13 protein-coding genes are annotated in these 15,698 nt (G+C 58.9%); 11 read left to right on the top strand and 2 right to left on the bottom strand.

Annotated features, from left to right (window positions below; translation table 11 throughout):
• The first annotated feature begins 1 nt into the window (after position 1).
• The 10 genes from B2590_RS17210 to B2590_RS17165 all read left to right on the top strand — a co-directional run bounded on the left by B2590_RS17210 (position 2) and on the right by B2590_RS17165 (position 13,093).
• Complete coding sequence (locus tag B2590_RS17210) at positions 2-1,420, top strand: MBOAT family O-acyltransferase (protein ID WP_127402274.1); 1,419 nt, start codon at positions 2-4, stop codon at positions 1,418-1,420.
• Positions 1,421-1,431: 11 nt separating this feature from the next.
• Positions 1,432-2,583 (top strand): alginate O-acetyltransferase, encoded by a 1,152-nt coding sequence (locus B2590_RS17205; protein ID WP_127402273.1) that lies wholly within the window; start codon positions 1,432-1,434, stop codon positions 2,581-2,583.
• 11 nt (positions 2,584-2,594) lie between these two features.
• Complete coding sequence (locus tag B2590_RS17200; protein WP_185906480.1) at positions 2,595-3,248, top strand: alginate O-acetyltransferase AlgF; 654 nt, start codon at positions 2,595-2,597, stop codon at positions 3,246-3,248.
• Positions 3,245-4,669: an alginate O-acetyltransferase AlgX-related protein gene (locus B2590_RS17195; RefSeq protein WP_127402271.1), complete on the top strand. Its 1,425-nt coding sequence runs from the start codon at positions 3,245-3,247 to the stop codon at positions 4,667-4,669. The genes B2590_RS17200 and B2590_RS17195 overlap by 4 nt, the downstream gene beginning before the upstream one ends.
• Before the next feature lie 33 nt (positions 4,670-4,702).
• Positions 4,703-5,887 (top strand): alginate lyase family protein, encoded by a 1,185-nt coding sequence (locus B2590_RS17190; RefSeq protein ID WP_185906479.1) that lies wholly within the window; start codon positions 4,703-4,705, stop codon positions 5,885-5,887.
• Positions 5,888-5,968: 81 nt separating this feature from the next.
• A complete protein-coding gene (locus B2590_RS17185; RefSeq protein ID WP_127402269.1) occupies positions 5,969-7,432 on the top strand; it encodes a mannose-1-phosphate guanylyltransferase/mannose-6-phosphate isomerase in 1,464 nt (487 codons plus the stop codon).
• 84 nt (positions 7,433-7,516) lie between these two features.
• A complete protein-coding gene (locus B2590_RS17180; protein ID WP_127402268.1) occupies positions 7,517-8,902 on the top strand; it encodes a phosphomannomutase in 1,386 nt (461 codons plus the stop codon).
• A gap of 54 nt (positions 8,903-8,956) precedes the next feature.
• Positions 8,957-10,585 carry an acyl-CoA synthetase gene (locus B2590_RS17175; RefSeq protein WP_126810713.1) on the top strand — a complete coding sequence of 543 codons (1,629 nt, stop codon included), beginning with the start codon at positions 8,957-8,959 and terminating at the stop codon, positions 10,583-10,585.
• 158 nt (positions 10,586-10,743) lie between these two features.
• A complete protein-coding gene (locus B2590_RS17170) occupies positions 10,744-11,895 on the top strand; it encodes an acyl-CoA dehydrogenase family protein (RefSeq protein WP_036202699.1) in 1,152 nt (383 codons plus the stop codon).
• A gap of 16 nt (positions 11,896-11,911) precedes the next feature.
• Positions 11,912-13,093 (top strand): thiolase family protein, encoded by a 1,182-nt coding sequence (locus tag B2590_RS17165; RefSeq protein ID WP_127402267.1) that lies wholly within the window; start codon positions 11,912-11,914, stop codon positions 13,091-13,093.
• 15 nt (positions 13,094-13,108) lie between these two features.
• Here the strand turns inward: B2590_RS17165 and B2590_RS17160 are convergent, their stop codons facing one another.
• Positions 13,109-14,113: an AraC family transcriptional regulator gene (locus B2590_RS17160; protein WP_041334426.1), complete on the bottom strand. Its 1,005-nt coding sequence runs from the start codon at positions 14,111-14,113 to the stop codon at positions 13,109-13,111.
• Between the two features lie 103 nt (positions 14,114-14,216).
• Positions 14,217-14,636 carry a DUF4864 domain-containing protein gene (locus B2590_RS17155; RefSeq protein WP_127402266.1) on the bottom strand — a complete coding sequence of 140 codons (420 nt, stop codon included), beginning with the start codon at positions 14,634-14,636 and terminating at the stop codon, positions 14,217-14,219.
• 173 nt (positions 14,637-14,809) lie between these two features.
• Here B2590_RS17155 and B2590_RS17150 point away from each other — a divergent pair, with 173 nt between their 5' ends.
• Complete coding sequence (locus B2590_RS17150) at positions 14,810-15,697, top strand: chemotaxis protein (protein ID WP_091643333.1); 888 nt, start codon at positions 14,810-14,812, stop codon at positions 15,695-15,697.
• Position 15,698: the final 1 nt, after the last annotated feature.

Here is a 15,698-nt window from a genome sequence, read left to right as displayed (position 1 = left end):
CATGGTTTTTTCATCCAATATCTTCCTGTTTCTGTTCCTGCCCGCCTTTCTGGGGTTGTATTACCTGACACCGTTCAGGCACCGCTCACTGGTTATCCTGATCGGCAGCTACGCCTTCTATGCCTGGTGGCGGGTGGATTTCCTGTTGCTGTTCGTGGCCGTGACCTTCTGGAACTATTTCATCGGTCTGGCAATACACCGCGCCGGCATTGGCACCGCGAATGCCCGCAAGTGGGTTGCCATTGGTGTTGGTGGTGACCTGGCGACGCTCGGCTACTTCAAGTACGCCAACTTTGGTGTCGACAGCTTGAACAACCTGCTGGTCAGCGCCGGCAGTCAGCCGCTGGAACTGGCGAATATCATCCTGCCCATCGGCATTTCCTTCTACATCTTCCAGGCCATTTCCTACGTGGTGGATGTCTATCGAGGGGATACGGAACCGACCCGGCGGTTTATTGATTTCGCGGCCTTCATTGCGTTGTTCCCCCAGCTGATTGCCGGGCCGGTTCTACGTTACAAGGACCTGGCGGACCAATTCACCTACCGCACCCATACCATGGAAAAATTCGGTGAGGGTGCGTTCAGGTTCATGCAGGGCTTCATCAAGAAAGTCTTTATCGCCGACTCGATAGCACCGCTGGCGGACAGCGCCTTTGCGCTGTCTGATCCCAGTACGGCGGATGCCTGGCTGGGCATTCTGGCGTACACCGCGCAGCTGTATTTCGACTTTTCCGGCTACTCTGATATGGCCATCGGCCTGGGTCTGATGATGGGCTTCCGGTTTAACGAGAACTTCAACCAGCCCTACATCAGCCAGAGCATTACCGAGTTCTGGCGTCGTTGGCATATCAGCCTGTCCACCTGGCTGCGGGATTACCTGTACATCCCCCTGGGCGGCAACCGCAACAGTACTGTCAAAACCTATCGCAACCTGCTGCTCACCATGTTGCTCGGTGGCCTCTGGCACGGCGCCAACTGGACGTTCCTGTTGTGGGGTGCCTGGCACGGTCTGTTGCTGTCAGTGGAAAGGGCGCTGGGTGTGTCGGGCAGCCCGTCCGGGTTCCGGTTTTTCCGGTGGGCGCTGACCTTCCTGTTCGTGATGCTGGGCTGGGTCACCTTCAGGGCCAGCACGCTCACCGAGGCCTTCGGCTTCTACGGTGCGATGTTCAGTTTCGACGGTGCCGGCCTGAGTGATGTCTTTGTCCAGGGCATTCGGGACCTGAATCTGGCGATCCTGGTAGTGGCTTTCGGAGTGATCGCGATGATGGGGCTGAAGGATCGGCTCGGGCATCGTGACGTTGGCCCTGTCCTGTCCGGCTGGCGGTCTGCCGCCGCGCCGTTGCTGGTACCGGTGTTTGCGCTCGCCGTGTTGAAGCTGTCCGCTGAGAGTTTCTCACCGTTCCTGTATTTCCAGTTCTGAGGGTGGATCTGATGACTAAAACGTCTGCACGAATCACGGCTTTTCTCTTCATCGCGCTGGTCCTGGTTCTGGGTGTGCTGTCCTTGCGGCCCTTGCTGGGTTACCAGGCCGAAACAGGGCTGAGCCCGGTCAACGGTGAATTGGCCCGAAACCTGGAGAGCCATTACGACGATCAGTTCCCGGCGAAGGATCTGGGAACCAATCTCTGGGCCGCGATCAACTACACGCTCTTTGACGAGGGCCGGAAAGGCGTTGTCGTGGGGCAGGATGAGTGGCTGTTCACCGACGAGGAAATCTACCCGGCCAGCCGTGACGGCGAGGTGGTCGACCGCAACCTGGGTCGTGTTCAGCGCGTCGCCGACTATCTGTTGGCCGAGGGCGTTCCACTGGTTGTGCTGGTGGTGCCCGCCAAGGCCCGAATCCATTCGGACAAGCTGGGCAGTACAAAGCCGGAACCGATGATGATGTCACTGTACAACCGGTTCCAGCAGTCGCTGGCAACGGCGGGCATTCCCGCGCCGGAACTCAAACCGCTGTTGGAGCAGGCACAGCACCGTGGTGAACCGGTGTTCCTGAGAACCGACACCCACTGGTCGCCGACTGGCGCAAACCTATACGCGGAGGGCGCTGCCGAATTTATCCGCGACCGCTTCAATGGTTTGTCCTGGGGTGAACAGAGCTTTATGACATCGATTGCCCAACCGGTCCAGCACCGGGGTGACTTGCTCAATTACATTCCGGTGGAACCGGCATTTACCGACTTCGGCCCTGCGCCTGACCAGCTGGAACCAAGAACAACGCGCGCTCAAAACGACGGCCAGGCGAACGCCAGCGCCCTGTTTGACGATGGCGCCACCAACACCGTGCTGGTCGGTACAAGTTACAGCGCCAATGAGCAGTGGGATTTTCCCGGTGCCTTGCGAAAGCATCTTGGTCAGGACCTGATCAACGTGGCCGAAGAAGGCGACGGGCCTATCGTACCGATGATCGATTACCTGAATTCTTCCGATTTCCGGGATCAGCCGCCACAACTGGTGATCTGGGAATTTCCCGAGCGTTACCTGGCGCAGCCACTGGAGTCTGAACAGGCTCAGGCGTGGTTCCGCCAGGCCGACAAGACGCTGACCGCACACGCGGCTAGCCGTTCTGAAACCAACCCCTGAGGATGATGAAAATGAGAGCACTGATGCATACCGCTTTTTTTGCCCTGATCAGCAGTTTGCTGGTCTCCATGAACATGGCCCAGGCCGGCGAGGACGCGCTTTATGCCGCGGAGGCACCGGACGGGGCGGCTTTCATTCGCGTGGTGAACGCGGATGCCAGCGGCGCCATCGCCCGCGCTTCGGTGGGCGACAAGGTGATCAAGGAAGTGTCGCCATTGGAGGCGAGCCCCTACATCTACCTTTCTGAGGGTAACTATCAGGTGGACGTTGCCGGTCAGAAGACGTCCGTCAACATGAAAAAGAACGAGTTCTACACCGTGGTTGTACTGGATTCCGGTGAGATGAAAGTGATGAAGGATGTCGCCTTCGACAACCCTCGCAAGGCGCTGCTTTCATTCTATAACCTGACCAGCAATGGCGGGGTCACTTTGAAAACGTCCGACGGCAAAGTAGCCGTGATTGATGCAGTGGGCTCCCTTGATGTGGCTAATCGCGAGATCAATGCCGTCAGCATTGCGCTGGGCGCTTTTCAGAGTGACAAAGCGCTGGCCACCACGAGTGAGGTGAACCTACAGCGCGGCAAGGTATTCAGCGTGTTTGCGATTGATGTGGGTGGCGAACCCAGGCTGGTTGTCGCTGAAAACCGAGTGGATACGTCGGTATGAAGCAGGTGTTCAGAGGCCGTGGGTTATGGGCGCTGGTTGCGCTCGGGCTGCTCAGTGTCGCGGGCGTAAAGGCCAGCGCCGCCGAGCTGCCGGAGTACAATATTGAGCGCTGTTGTGACTTGTGCCCACTCACGGCATACCCATCCAGCTACGACACCGGTTATCTGAAGAATTTCAAGATGCTGGTCCAGGGCAAAGACGGCTGGCTGTTCCGTTCGGAAGCGGAGCTGGTGGAGCAGTTCGGGCCGAATCTGGAAGGCCTGAAACACCTGAAGCGCTTTGCCAGGCACCTGAAAGAAACCACCGGTACCGAATTGGTGATGGTGTTCCAGCCTACAAAAGGCCTGGTCCATCCCAATCATCTGCCCGCGACATCGCCGGTACCGTTCAGTTGGAACGTGGCTCGTAAAAACTACGCTGACGCGTTGATGCGTTTTCGTCAGGCAGGGCTGGTGGTTCCGGATTTGACGCCGCTTCTGGACGAAGAAACACGTGAAGACGCCTTCTTCTTTAAACGGGATCACCACTGGACTCCGTATGGTGCGCGACGGACCGCGGAGGTCGTGGCGGAGCGAATCAAGGACATGCCGGCCTATCAGTCGCTGTCGCAGCATGAATTCGTGACTCGTCGGTCCGGGTTGATCCGAAAAGACGGGTCGCTTCAGGACGCGGTTAAACGGATATGCGGCTTCGAATACGGCTCGCAGTACGTGGACGAATTTCGCACGGAATCCTCCGGCACCGGCCAGTCCGCTGAAGCCAGCGCCCTGTTTGGCGACCAGGAGTTGCCATCGATAACGCTGGTCGGCACCAGTAACAGCAAGGGCGCTCAGGACTACAACTTCGTCGGTGCGCTGCAGGAGTTCCTGGGTGTGGAAGTGCTCAACGTTGCCGTTGCAGGCGGCAGCTACGACGGATCCATGTACGAGTACCTGCTTTCCGACAACTTCCGGGAGTCGCCACCCAAGATCATGATCTGGGAGGTGCCCGGTTACCACAACCTCGACAGTGCGGAGTTCTATCGGCAGGTCACACCGATGATCAGTGGTGCCTGTGAGAGCCAGGAGCCGGTGTTGCAGAAAACCACGCCGGTCAAGGCCGGGACCACCGAAGTGCTCTACAACGGCGGTGGACAGTTCATCGAAATGCCGAGCAACGAATACGTCGTCGACCTGCAGTTCAGTGACCCGGGGGTGAAAGAGGTTGATGCCTTCATCTGGTACGTGTTCGGGCGCAAGGACCGCGTGGATATGGAGTACGGCGATCGGGTTGAAACCCCTGGCCGGTTTGTCTTCGAGCTCCCGGAAGGGCCGAACTGGAACGATGAAATGTTCATGTCGCTGGACCTCGCGCTGAAACCGGAGCAGGTCTCGGAAGGCTTAACGGTAACCACGAAAATCTGTCGCCGTCAGGACATCTGACGCACATTCATCCAACGCATAGAGAGGATGGTTATGCGAATCCAACAACGCTCTGAACATCGACAATGGGGCCGGGTGCTGCTGTCTGCGGCGATAACCGCCGTCTTTGGTGTGAGTAGCGTTCACGCCGGGCAGTGCCTGAACGGACAACTGCGTGCTCCGGTGGGCTATTACCAGACGCCGGAAGACAAGGATGGCGGTGACTACGACTGCGAGCGGGTGGAGCCGCACGTCGGCTCGCTGTCGCTGACCAGTAAGTACAAGGGCAGTGACAGCGCTCGCAACAATCTGAACAAGCAGGCCTATGAAGAGTACAAGAAGGCCACCAGCAACGTGCGTGATTTCGAGAAGGCTGTTATCGCTGCCGCCGATGACTACCAGGTTGATGGTGATGGCCCCGAAGCGCTGGATTGCGTATTGGACAACCTCGACGCGTGGGCATCATCGGATGCCCTGTTGACGGATGACATCAATCACGTCGGTCAGGCGGTACGCAAATGGGCACTGGCAGCCGCTGCGAACGCCTATCTCAGGATGTGGACGTCGGCGCCGGAGGCCGCCATGGACCTGGAGCGGGCGCGCCGAATTGAAGACTGGTTCCTGCGCCTGAGCGACGGGGTCCGCGATTACTATACGGACCGAGAAGCCAAGAAGGTCAACAACCATGATTACTGGGCCGCCTGGGCCGTGATGTCGGCATCGGTGGCAACCCAGGACTGCGACGACTGGAACTGGTCGCTGGCCAAGTTCGATGAAGCCATGGGGCAGATCAATGAGGACGGTTACCTGCCCAAGGAACTCAGCCGGGAAACCCGGGCCTTGGAATACATGAACTACGCCATGCAGCCCCTGACCATGATCGCGCTGTTTGCCGAGGTCAATGGCAACTCTGTTTATGAGCGTTACCAGGATCAGTTTACGAAAATGGCCGGAAATGTCGTCGCGGGGCTGGATGATCCGGAACGAATTGAAGACATCACCGGAGACGAGCAGATTGTCGACGGGCTTTATAAGGCCTGGTCCCTGGCCTGGATGGAACCCTGGCAGGCCGCCTGGGGACCTGTTGAGGGAATGCCCGCCTTTCTGGATGAACTTCGGCCGATGAAATCCACCCGTCTGGGTGGCGATATTTCCTATCTGTACGGCATTAACCCGCTGTGGCCCGAGGGCGCGCAGCCGGATCCACCCAGCAACATCACCCTAAGTAAACGGTTCTAACGGGCCCTGGTTCAAGGGTCCAGATTAATACGCCAACGGACGTCCCTGTGGTACGTCTTTGTAGAGCAAAGGAGCAGAACGATGATTCCAGTCATACTCTCAGGTGGTAACGGTTCACGGCTTTGGCCCCTCTCGCGCCAGGCCTATCCCAAGCAGTTCCTCCCATTGGTGGGGGAACAAAGTATGTTGCAGGAAACTCTGTGCCGGCTGCCGGTCGACGACGCCGAGTCGCCGGTTGTGGTGGCCAACGATGAGCACCGCTTTATTGTCAAAGAGCAGTTGGAGGCCATAGGCCGTCAACCGTTGTCGATACTGCTGGAGCCGTTTGGCCGCAACACCGCCCCGGCGGTCGCGATGGCCGCTATCGAAGTGGCGCGAAAAGATCCCAAAGCCATCATGCTGGTGTTGCCCGCGGATCATGCCATTGAAAATGTCGAGGCGTTCCAGCGGGCTGTTGCCCAGGGGCAGGAAGCCGCCAGGTCCGGAGGGTTGGTGCTGTTTGGCATTACGCCAACCCGGCCGGAAACCGGCTACGGCTATATCGCTGCCGGCCAGTCCGGGGAAGCCCCCGGTGCTGCCCGGCCGGTGTCCCGCTTCATCGAGAAGCCGGACGCCGAAAAAGCCGCCGCGCTGCTGTCTGCCGGTGGTTACTACTGGAATAGCGGCATGTTCACGTTCCGAGCCGACAGCTACCTGGCGGAACTGAAAAAACACAGCCCGGACATTTACGACACCTGTCTTCTGGCCGCCCGAAGCCTGGAGCGGGACATGGACTTCACCCGTATTCCGTCGGAGATATTCGAGCATTGCCCGGACGATTCCATTGACTACGCGGTGATGGAGAAAACATCGAAAGCCTTGTTGGTGCCCATGGATGCCGGCTGGAGCGACGTTGGCTCCTGGTCCACGATCTGGGATGTGACCGACAAGGACGAGAACGCCAATGCCATTCTGGGCGACGCCTGCCTGGAAGACAGTGACAACTGCCTGGTGCACACCTCGGACAAGCTGGTGGCCATGTTGGGCGTGAAAGACCTGGTGGTGGTCGATACCAAGGATGCATTGATGGTTGCCCACAAGGACAAGGTGCAGGACGTCAAGAAACTGGTGAAGCGGCTGAACGGTGACCAACGCTCGGAAACCCGCACACATCGACAGGTGTATCGCCCCTGGGGCAGCTACGACAGCATCGATATGGGCAACCGTTTTCAGGTGAAGCGCATAAGCGTCAAACCGGGCGAGAAGCTGTCGTTGCAGAAGCACCATCACCGGGCCGAGCACTGGATCATCGTCAAGGGCACTGCCGAAGTGACCCGTGACGAGGAAACGTTCCTGCTCTCAGAAAACGAATCGACCTATATCCCCATCGGAGCGGTACACCGGTTGTTTAACCCCGGATGCATTCCTCTCGAACTGATTGAAGTCCAGTCCGGCGCCTACCTGGGCGAGGATGACATTGAACGTCTGGACGACCGGTACGGTCGCGCGGCGCCCACCCCGGATGTGGAGGAAGATCAGATTCCGGTGATGTCGGAAAAAGTCTAGGGCCAACGCGGCCCGCTTTGCAGAGTTGTTAGTGGCTGCACAGCGGGCCGCGTTATTGATCGAAGGTTAGACGGAGAAACAGTTATGGACGTGTCCTGTTTTAAAGCCTATGACCTGCGTGGGCAGGTTCCCGAGCAGTTGAATCCTGAGCTGGCGGAGCGAATCGGACGTGCGTATGTGGAGCTGACAAGCGCCCGCCGGGTTGTGGTGGGTTACGACATCCGGCTATCGAGCCCGGAAATCTCGGCGGCATTGACTGCCGGGCTCAAGGCGGCCGGGGCGGATGTCTATGACATCGGTCTTTGCGGTACCGAGCAGATCTACTTTGCCACCAGTCATTACAGCATGGATGGCGGCATCATGGTGACGGCCAGTCACAATCCAAAGGACCACAATGGCATGAAGCTGGTCGGTCTTGAATCGCGCCCCATCAGCTCGGATAACGGCTTGAATACCATCCGCGACAGGGTGTCCCAGCCGTTTATGGATGCCGCCGTTCCCGGACGCTCAGAGAGCCTTTCAGTGGAGGCCGACTATATCCATCATTTGCTGGGATACATCGATGGCACCACGATTACCCCTCTGAAGGTGGTGGTTAACGCGGGCAATGGCGGTGCGGGCCCGGTCATCGACGCGTTGTCGCGATGGTTGCCCTTTGATTTCGTGCGGCTGCATCACGAACCGGACGGGCACTTTCCGAACGGAGTTCCCAATCCCCTGCTTGAGGAAAACCGAGCGGTCACCGCCGAGGCGGTTCTGCGCGAAGGGGCGGATATGGGGATCGCCTGGGACGGTGACTACGACCGTTGTTTCTTCTTCGACGAAAACGGCCGATTTATCGAAGGTTATTACATCGTGGGCCTGTTGGCGGACCAGTTCCTGCAGAAGGTGGATGGCGGCAAGATCATTCACGACCCGCGGCTGACCTGGAACACCCAGGAGTTGGTCCGAAAGGCTGGCGGAACGCCCATCGAAAGCAAAACCGGACACGCGTTCATCAAACAGCGCATGCGCGAGGAAGATGCCCTGTATGGGGGTGAAATGAGCGCCCACCACTACTTCCGGGACTTCGCCTACTGCGACAGCGGCATGATTCCGTGGCTTCTGGTTGCCGAACGTCTGTGCCAGACCGGGCAGCCGCTATCGTCACTGATCGACGCCCGCATTGACGCTTTCCCCGCCAGTGGTGAGATTAACCGTACGGTGGATGATCCGGCCCGGTTGCTCGCGGTGATCGAGGAGATCTATGGTGCCGATGCTGTATCGGTGGGACACGTTGATGGCCTGAGTGTTGAGTTTGAACGCTGGCGGTTCAATCTCCGGATGTCGAACACGGAGCCGCTGGTGCGGCTGAATGTGGAGTCCCGGGGGGACATTGCCCTGATGAAGGAAAAGACCTTTGAGCTGCTGGCGGAAATGGCGCGGCTGGATCAGCCGGATACCCGTCGAACGGCTACGGGGGCTCGCTGAAACGTCGGCTGTGCCCTATAGTCAGGTGTTGGATAACAACACCAGGAGACCAGTATGAACTCCATCTTCGACAAGGGATTAGAGCCAACCGACGCCAATAACGCCACACTGACACCGCTGGATTTCCTGGCCCGCACGGCCAGCGTGTACCCGGAATACCCGGCGGTGATTCATGGTGCCACACGCCGCAACTGGCAGCAGACCTACGAGCGTTGTCGCCGCCTGGCGTCCGCGCTGGCTGACAAAGGTGTCGGCAAGGGCGACACCGTTGCTGCCATGCTGCCAAACATTCCGCCCATGCTGGAGTGTCATTTTGGCATCCCCATGTTGGGGGCAGTACTCAATGCCCTGAACACCCGCCTGGATGCCAAAGCCATCGCCTTCATGCTGGAGCACGGCGAGGCGAAAGTGCTGATTGCCGACCGGGAGTTTGGCGACGTCATCAACGAAGCCGTCGGCATGCTCGACAACCCGCCACAGGTGATTGACGTCAACGACCCCGAATTCAGTGGTGCCGGAACCCAGGTGAGCGATCTGGATTACGACGCTTTCGTGGCCAGCGGCGACCCGGCCTTTGACTGGCAAATGCCGGAAAATGAATGGGATGCGATTTCGCTGTGCTATACCTCCGGCACCACTGGTAACCCGAAAGGCGTGGTGTATCACCATCGCGGTGCCTATGAGAACGCCATGGGCAACCAGGCGGTGTGGTCCATGGGTATGCATCCGGTGTACCTGTGGACACTGCCGATGTTCCACTGCAATGGCTGGTGTTTCCCTTGGACCATCACTGCCTTTGCAGGCACCCATGTGTGCCTGCGTAAGGTAGAGCCAGAGAAAATCCTGCAGCTGATCAGCGAACACAAAGTCAGCCACATGTGTGGTGCGCCTATTGTACTGAACACCTTGCTGGGCGCTTCGGACGCTGCAAAATCCAGCTTCAGCCATACCGTTCAGGCAATGACCGCAGGTGCGGCACCTCCGGCAAAGGTCATCGAAGCCATCGAAAACATGGGCTTTCGCGTGACCCACGTTTACGGGCTTACCGAGGTGTACGGACCGGTCACGGTATGCGCCTGGAAATCCGAATGGGATGACCTGCCGGTGGAAGACCGGGCCAGAATCAAGGCACGGCAGGGCGTTCGCTACCATACCCTGGCCGGCATGATGGTGGGTGACCCGGAAACCATGGAAGCAGTGCCGAAAGACGGCAACACCATCGGCGAGATCTTCCTGCGCGGCAACACAGTAATGAAGGGTTACCTGAAAAACCCCAAAGCCACCGAAGAGGCATTCCGCGGCGGCTGGTTCCACACCGGGGACCTGGCCGTCTGGCATGAGGATGGCTACGCGGAGATCAAGGACCGCCTGAAAGACATCATCATTTCCGGCGGCGAGAACATCTCCACCATTGAGGTGGAGGACATACTCTACCGTCATCCCGACATCCTCGAGGCCGCCGTGGTGGCAAGGCCGGACGAAAAGTGGGGCGAAACACCCTGCGCCTTCGTCACCCTCAAGCCCGAAGCAGGGGACGTCAGCGAAGACGACATCATCGCCTTCTGCCGGGAGCGACTGGCGAAGTTCAAAGTGCCCAAGACCATTGTGTTCAGCGAACTGCCGAAAACCTCCACCGGCAAGATCCAGAAGTTCGTGCTGCGGGACGACGCCAAAAACCTCTGACCGCGCGTTATAAACCCCGGGGCTGCCAGCGATGCGGCCCCGGGGTGCTATTTTTTATCAAATTTCCTGCCCGGTTATGTCATGGCGCTCAGACCGTGACTGCGACAGACTGACCGTTATCCAATCAAGGCCACACTAATCACCGACGGGAGACACCCATGACCAGCGCTGTTGATAAAGAAGAACTCGACATGTTCCGGGAGTCCGTCATCAAGGCCCTGGAAACCGAAGTAACGCCCCACTATGAAGAATGGGAACACTCCGGCATCGTGCCCCGGGAACTCTGGAACACCCTGGGCAACGCCGGCATGCTGTGCGTCGACGTACCCGAAGACTGGGGCGGCTGCGGTGCGCCCTTCCTGTACTCCGTTGTCGTGGGCGAAGAAATGGCCCGCATGGGCTTCGGCGCTCTGTCCACCAACGTCATGGTGCACTCCGACATCGTCGCCCCGTACCTCAGCCATATCGGCAACGAAGAACAGCGCCAGTACTGGTTGCCGAAAATGGTCTCCGGCGAAGCGGTGGGTGCCATCGCCATGACCGAACCCGGCGCCGGCAGCGATCTCCAGGCCATCCGCACCAGCGCGGTGAAAGACGGGGACGACTACATCCTCAACGGCTCCAAAACCTTCATCACCAACGGCCAACACGCCGACATGGTCATCGTCGCTGCCAAAACCGACCCCAAAGCCGGTGCCCGTGGCATCAGCCTGTTCCTGGTCGACACCTCGTTGCCCGGTTACAGCAAAGGCCGCAACCTCGACAAAATCGGCCAGCACTCCGGCGACACCTCGGAACTCTTCTTCTCCGACATGCGCATCCCCGCCTCCGCGCTGCTGGGTGAAGAAGGCCAGGGCTTCATGTACCTGATGCGCGAACTCCCCCGCGAGCGCCTCGTCATCGGTGCTCTCGGCGTTGCCGCCGCACGCGGCGCCCTGGACCTGACCATCAACTACGCCCAGGAACGGGAACTGTTCGGCCAGAAACTGGCCCAACTGCAAAACACCCGTTTTGAAATCGCCCGCATGGAAACCGACTGCCGCGTCAACCGCGCCTTCGTCGACGAATGCATCGCGCTTTACGAAAAAGGCGAACTCGACGCGCCCACAGCTTCCATGGCCAAGTACAGCGCCACGGAAATGCAGTGCCGGGTAGCCGACGGTTGTTTGCAGTTGTTCGGCGGTTACGGTTACACCAGCGAGTATCCGATTTCGAGAGCGTTTATCGACGCCAGAGTGCAGAGAATTTACGGCGGCACTTCGGAAGTGATGAAAGAAATCATCGCACGGTCGGTTTTAGGTAAGGCTTAATCAGAGGATTGAAGACATGAATAGCAACGATGTAGTCATCGCAGGATCAGCAAGAACTCCCATGGGCGGCATGATGGGCGATCTCAGCTCCGTGCGCTCCCCGGATCTCGGCGCCATCTCCATCAAGGCCGCCATCGAAAGAAGCGGCCTGCAGCCCGCCGACATCCAGGAAGTCATCATGGGCTGCGTACTGCCCGGTGGCCTCGGCCAGGCACCCGCACGCCAGGCCTCCCGCGCCTCCGGCATCCCCGACTCCAGCGGCTGCACCACCGTCAACAAAATGTGCGGCTCCGGCATGCAAGCCGTCATCATGGCCCACGACCAGATCAAAGCCGGCACCAACAGCATCATGATCGCCGGCGGCATGGAAAATATGAGCCAGGCACCTTACCTGCTGCCAAAAGCCCGCGCCGGAATGCGCATGGGCCACGGGCAGGTCATGGATTCCATGTTCCTCGACGGCCTTGAAGACGCCTACGAAGGCGGCCTCATGGGCGTCTTTGCCCAGCGCACCGCCGACAAATACGACATCAGCCGCGAGGCCATGGACAACTTCGCCATCGCCTCCCTCGAACGCTCCCTGTCGGCCATCAAGAACGGCGGATTCTCCGACGAAATCACCCCCGTGACCGTCTCCGGCCGTGGTGGCGACACCGTGGTGGATACCGACGAACAGCCAGGCAAAGCCAAGCCCGAGAAAATTCCCCACCTCAAACCGGCCTTTGCCAAAGACGGCTCTGTCACCGCCGCCAACGCCAGCTCCATCAGCGACGGCGCCTCCGCGATGGTACTGGCCACCCGCGAAGAAGCCGAAAAGCGCGGCCTCACTCCCCAGGCCCGTATCGTCGCCCACGCGACACATGCCCGCCTGCCAGCCGAGTTCACCCTTGCGCCCATCGGTGCCATCGAAAAGGTACTGAAGAAAGCCGGCTGGAGCCGCGACGACGTCGACCTGTTCGAAATCAACGAAGCGTTTGCCGTGGTTACCCTGGCCGCCATCAATGAGCTTGGGCTCGATGCCGACAAGGTCAACGTTCATGGCGGCGCCTGTGCCCTGGGTCACCCCATCGGCTCCTCAGGGTCGCGGATCATGGTCACCCTGATCAACGCCCTGAAGCAGCGTGGTCTCAAGCGTGGCGTGGCGTCCCTGTGTATCGGGGGCGGGGAAGGTACCGCTGTCGCGATCGAACTGCTGTAAGCGGAGAAAGAAGAACTACTGGTCCTGCTTGCGGTAGGCCAGTGGGCTGAGCCCGGTCCAGTGCTTGAAGGCACGGGAAAAAGCGCCGGGCTCGGTAAATCCCAGCTGTGATGAGATCTCCGACACCGTCAGGTTCTGCCGCGTGAGCATAATCACCGCCTGGTCCCGCCGCAGGTTGTCCTTGATCTTCTGGTAGGAACTGCCCTCCGCCTTCAGTTTGCGCGACAGGGTGTAGGCGGTCATATGCAGCTGCCCGGCGATCTGTTCCAGCGTGGGCAGGCGATCATCGTCCACGTTTTCCAGAATCTGCCGAACCTGGGTTGTCAGGCTGTCGTCCTCATCGGTCCAGATCAGCAGGTTGCGCGGCGACTTCTCAATAAAACCATCCAGTTCCTCCGGCGTTCGCGTCACCGGCATGTCCAGATAATTGTGGCTGAAAAACAGGCTGTTGCGGTCGCGGTTAAAGAAACACTGGCAGGGGAAAACAAACCGGTACTCGTCAAAGTGTCCGGGCAAATCATGCTGGAAGGTGGCGTGGCTGAGTACGATCTTGCGTCCGATCAGCCAGCCGATTAATCGGTGCCACACCATCAGTAGCCATTCCACCAGGAAGTTGTCCGGGTCCAGTTCCGGATGGCGGTGGGTGATGCTCAGCTCCACTTCATCGCCGCGGGTGTCCAGCTCAATCACCATGTCATCGGAGAACAGCCGGTAGCAGCGAATGCTCTGGCGGATCACCTCTTCCAGGTTGCTGCTGTGTACCACCAACGATCCCATCAGGTGAAAGTGCCCCACGCGGCAGGGCTGTGTGGTACGGCCCATGAACTCGTCATCCAGTTTGCCCCACACCAGCCGGAACAGGCGGATAAACTGTTCCGTGGGCACCCGTGCCCGTGGCGAGTGGATGAACTCCGGGTCGATGCCATTATTGCGAAGCAGTTCGTCGGAATAGCCACCGGCCTTCTCCAGGCCATAAAGAACGGCCCTGGCGTAATGAGAGGAGAAGGTCAGGTTCTTCATAGGTGGTGTTCAGGCTCTGCCGGCAATCAGGTTCATGGACTGTATCTTACGGACGGACAGAGCTGAAAGACATAGGCGTCAGAAACCATTAGCCGGTCAGCGATTATATAGAGCTTGGACCCTCTTTGAGCCCGACGCCGCCGATTTTCCAGTCATCACCATTCTTGACCATATGGTAGTGGGCGATCCAGCGTTTGCCCTCCGGCCCCAACAACCGTACCACCTGAATCTGGAAACCGGGGTGGGGTATGCGCTCCATGAACTCAATGGACGAGGCCCGGTGGACGGGCGCATAGGATAGCTTCACCATATCGTAGAACGACTCTATCGAGCCGGATTGCTGCTTGATGCCTTCCGAGGCATGGTCCCAGGCAGCTTGCCTGTCGTCATTGGCGAAGGCTTCAATCTGCGACAGGATCGTGTTCTGGATGGCGTCATCGATATTGTCGTCGTCGGCATGACCACCCACGGCCATGACGGCGAAGAACAGGAATACCGATATTAGTGCAAAGGCGCGTTTCATCGAATAGCCTCCCGATGACAACAGTATAGGTGATACGCGGGAGAGGAAGCGCTGGATTCACTGGCAGCCGATGCGACCTCCGAAGGGCTGCAAAATCTTACAATGTCGGTTTGGGCGGCATGTTATCTTTCGCCTGTTATACTTTTTCCAAAGCTCCTGACAGGTTTGAGGTTATGGCCGAGGGTACCAAACACCCCCAGAAACTGCTGTTGTTTTATCTGACCAATCAGAGGCCATTCGGCCTGGGCACCCTGAAAATCCGGGAAATCATGCCCTTTGTTCCGCTGACCAAGCTACCACACAGCCATTCGGCGGTGATCGGTACCATGAGCTTTCGCGGCTCCGCCGTGCCGGTGATCGACATGGCTGCTGCCGTGGGTTACCAGCCGTTGACGGCGGAAGAACGCAAGACCGCTTCGATCATCGTGACCGATGTTCAGCGCCAGGAAATCGGGTTCCTTGTGCGCAGTGTGCGGAAAATCGTGGAAACCGAGTGGAAGAAGGTTATGCCCCCGCCGAAGAGTCTTGGCGACCGTGCCTTCATTACCGGCCTGGTGAATATCGATGATCAGATCGTGCAGTTGCTGGACGTGGAGCTGTTGCTGGCACGGGTGTACCCGGAGTCCGTAAACCCCCGGGAAGTCACGCTGACAGACGTTCAACGGGAAACTCTGAAAGGCCTGAATATCCTGCTGGTGGACGACTCCCAGGTGGCTCGCAAACAGCTCTCGGACGCCCTGGACAGCAAGGATGTGAGCTATTTTGTCACCACCAACGGGCAGGATGCACTGGACCTGATGCTGAACGCCAACCGCGATGGAAAACCCATCAACATCCTGGTGAGCGACATCGAAATGCCCGGCCTGGACGGCTACGAGCTGACCTTCAATGTGAGGGACAGCGGCAACGCCCTGAAGCAGCCGTACATCATTCTGCATACCTCCCTGAACAGTGAAATGAGCGTGAGTTACGCCAAACAGGTGGGGGCAGACGAGGCATTGACCAAATTCGATGCCGAAGAGCTGCTGCACGCCATGCTGCGCGGGGCAGAACAGGGGTGAG

It is taken from the genome of Marinobacter sp. UBA3604 (assembly GCF_002375325.1).
Lineage (GTDB): Bacteria > Pseudomonadota > Gammaproteobacteria > Pseudomonadales > Oleiphilaceae > Marinobacter > Marinobacter salarius.
Note: the sequence above shows the minus strand (reverse complement) of the source record. Positions and strands in the feature narration are given on the sequence as shown.

Excerpts from the sequence above, each read along its gene's own strand:
- B2590_RS17150 (WP_091643333.1), top strand. The coding sequence starts at position 14,810 with ATGGCCGAGGGTACCAAACACCCCCAGAAACTGCTGTTGTTTTATCTG.
- B2590_RS17205 (WP_127402273.1), top strand. The coding sequence starts at position 1,432 with ATGACTAAAACGTCTGCACGAATCACGGCTTTTCTCTTCATCGCGCTG.
- B2590_RS17170 (WP_036202699.1), top strand. The coding sequence starts at position 10,744 with ATGACCAGCGCTGTTGATAAAGAAGAACTCGACATGTTCCGGGAGTCC.
- B2590_RS17180 (WP_127402268.1), top strand. The coding sequence starts at position 7,517 with ATGGACGTGTCCTGTTTTAAAGCCTATGACCTGCGTGGGCAGGTTCCC.
- B2590_RS17155 (WP_127402266.1), bottom strand. The coding sequence starts at position 14,636 with ATGAAACGCGCCTTTGCACTAATATCGGTATTCCTGTTCTTCGCCGTC.
- B2590_RS17195 (WP_127402271.1), top strand. The coding sequence starts at position 3,245 with ATGAAGCAGGTGTTCAGAGGCCGTGGGTTATGGGCGCTGGTTGCGCTC.
- B2590_RS17185 (WP_127402269.1), top strand. The coding sequence starts at position 5,969 with ATGATTCCAGTCATACTCTCAGGTGGTAACGGTTCACGGCTTTGGCCC.
- B2590_RS17175 (WP_126810713.1), top strand. The coding sequence starts at position 8,957 with ATGAACTCCATCTTCGACAAGGGATTAGAGCCAACCGACGCCAATAAC.
- B2590_RS17190 (WP_185906479.1), top strand. The coding sequence starts at position 4,703 with ATGCGAATCCAACAACGCTCTGAACATCGACAATGGGGCCGGGTGCTG.
- B2590_RS17210 (WP_127402274.1), top strand. The coding sequence starts at position 2 with ATGGTTTTTTCATCCAATATCTTCCTGTTTCTGTTCCTGCCCGCCTTT.
- B2590_RS17160 (WP_041334426.1), bottom strand. The coding sequence starts at position 14,113 with ATGAAGAACCTGACCTTCTCCTCTCATTACGCCAGGGCCGTTCTTTAT.
- B2590_RS17165 (WP_127402267.1), top strand. The coding sequence starts at position 11,912 with ATGAATAGCAACGATGTAGTCATCGCAGGATCAGCAAGAACTCCCATG.
- B2590_RS17200 (WP_185906480.1), top strand. The coding sequence starts at position 2,595 with ATGAGAGCACTGATGCATACCGCTTTTTTTGCCCTGATCAGCAGTTTG.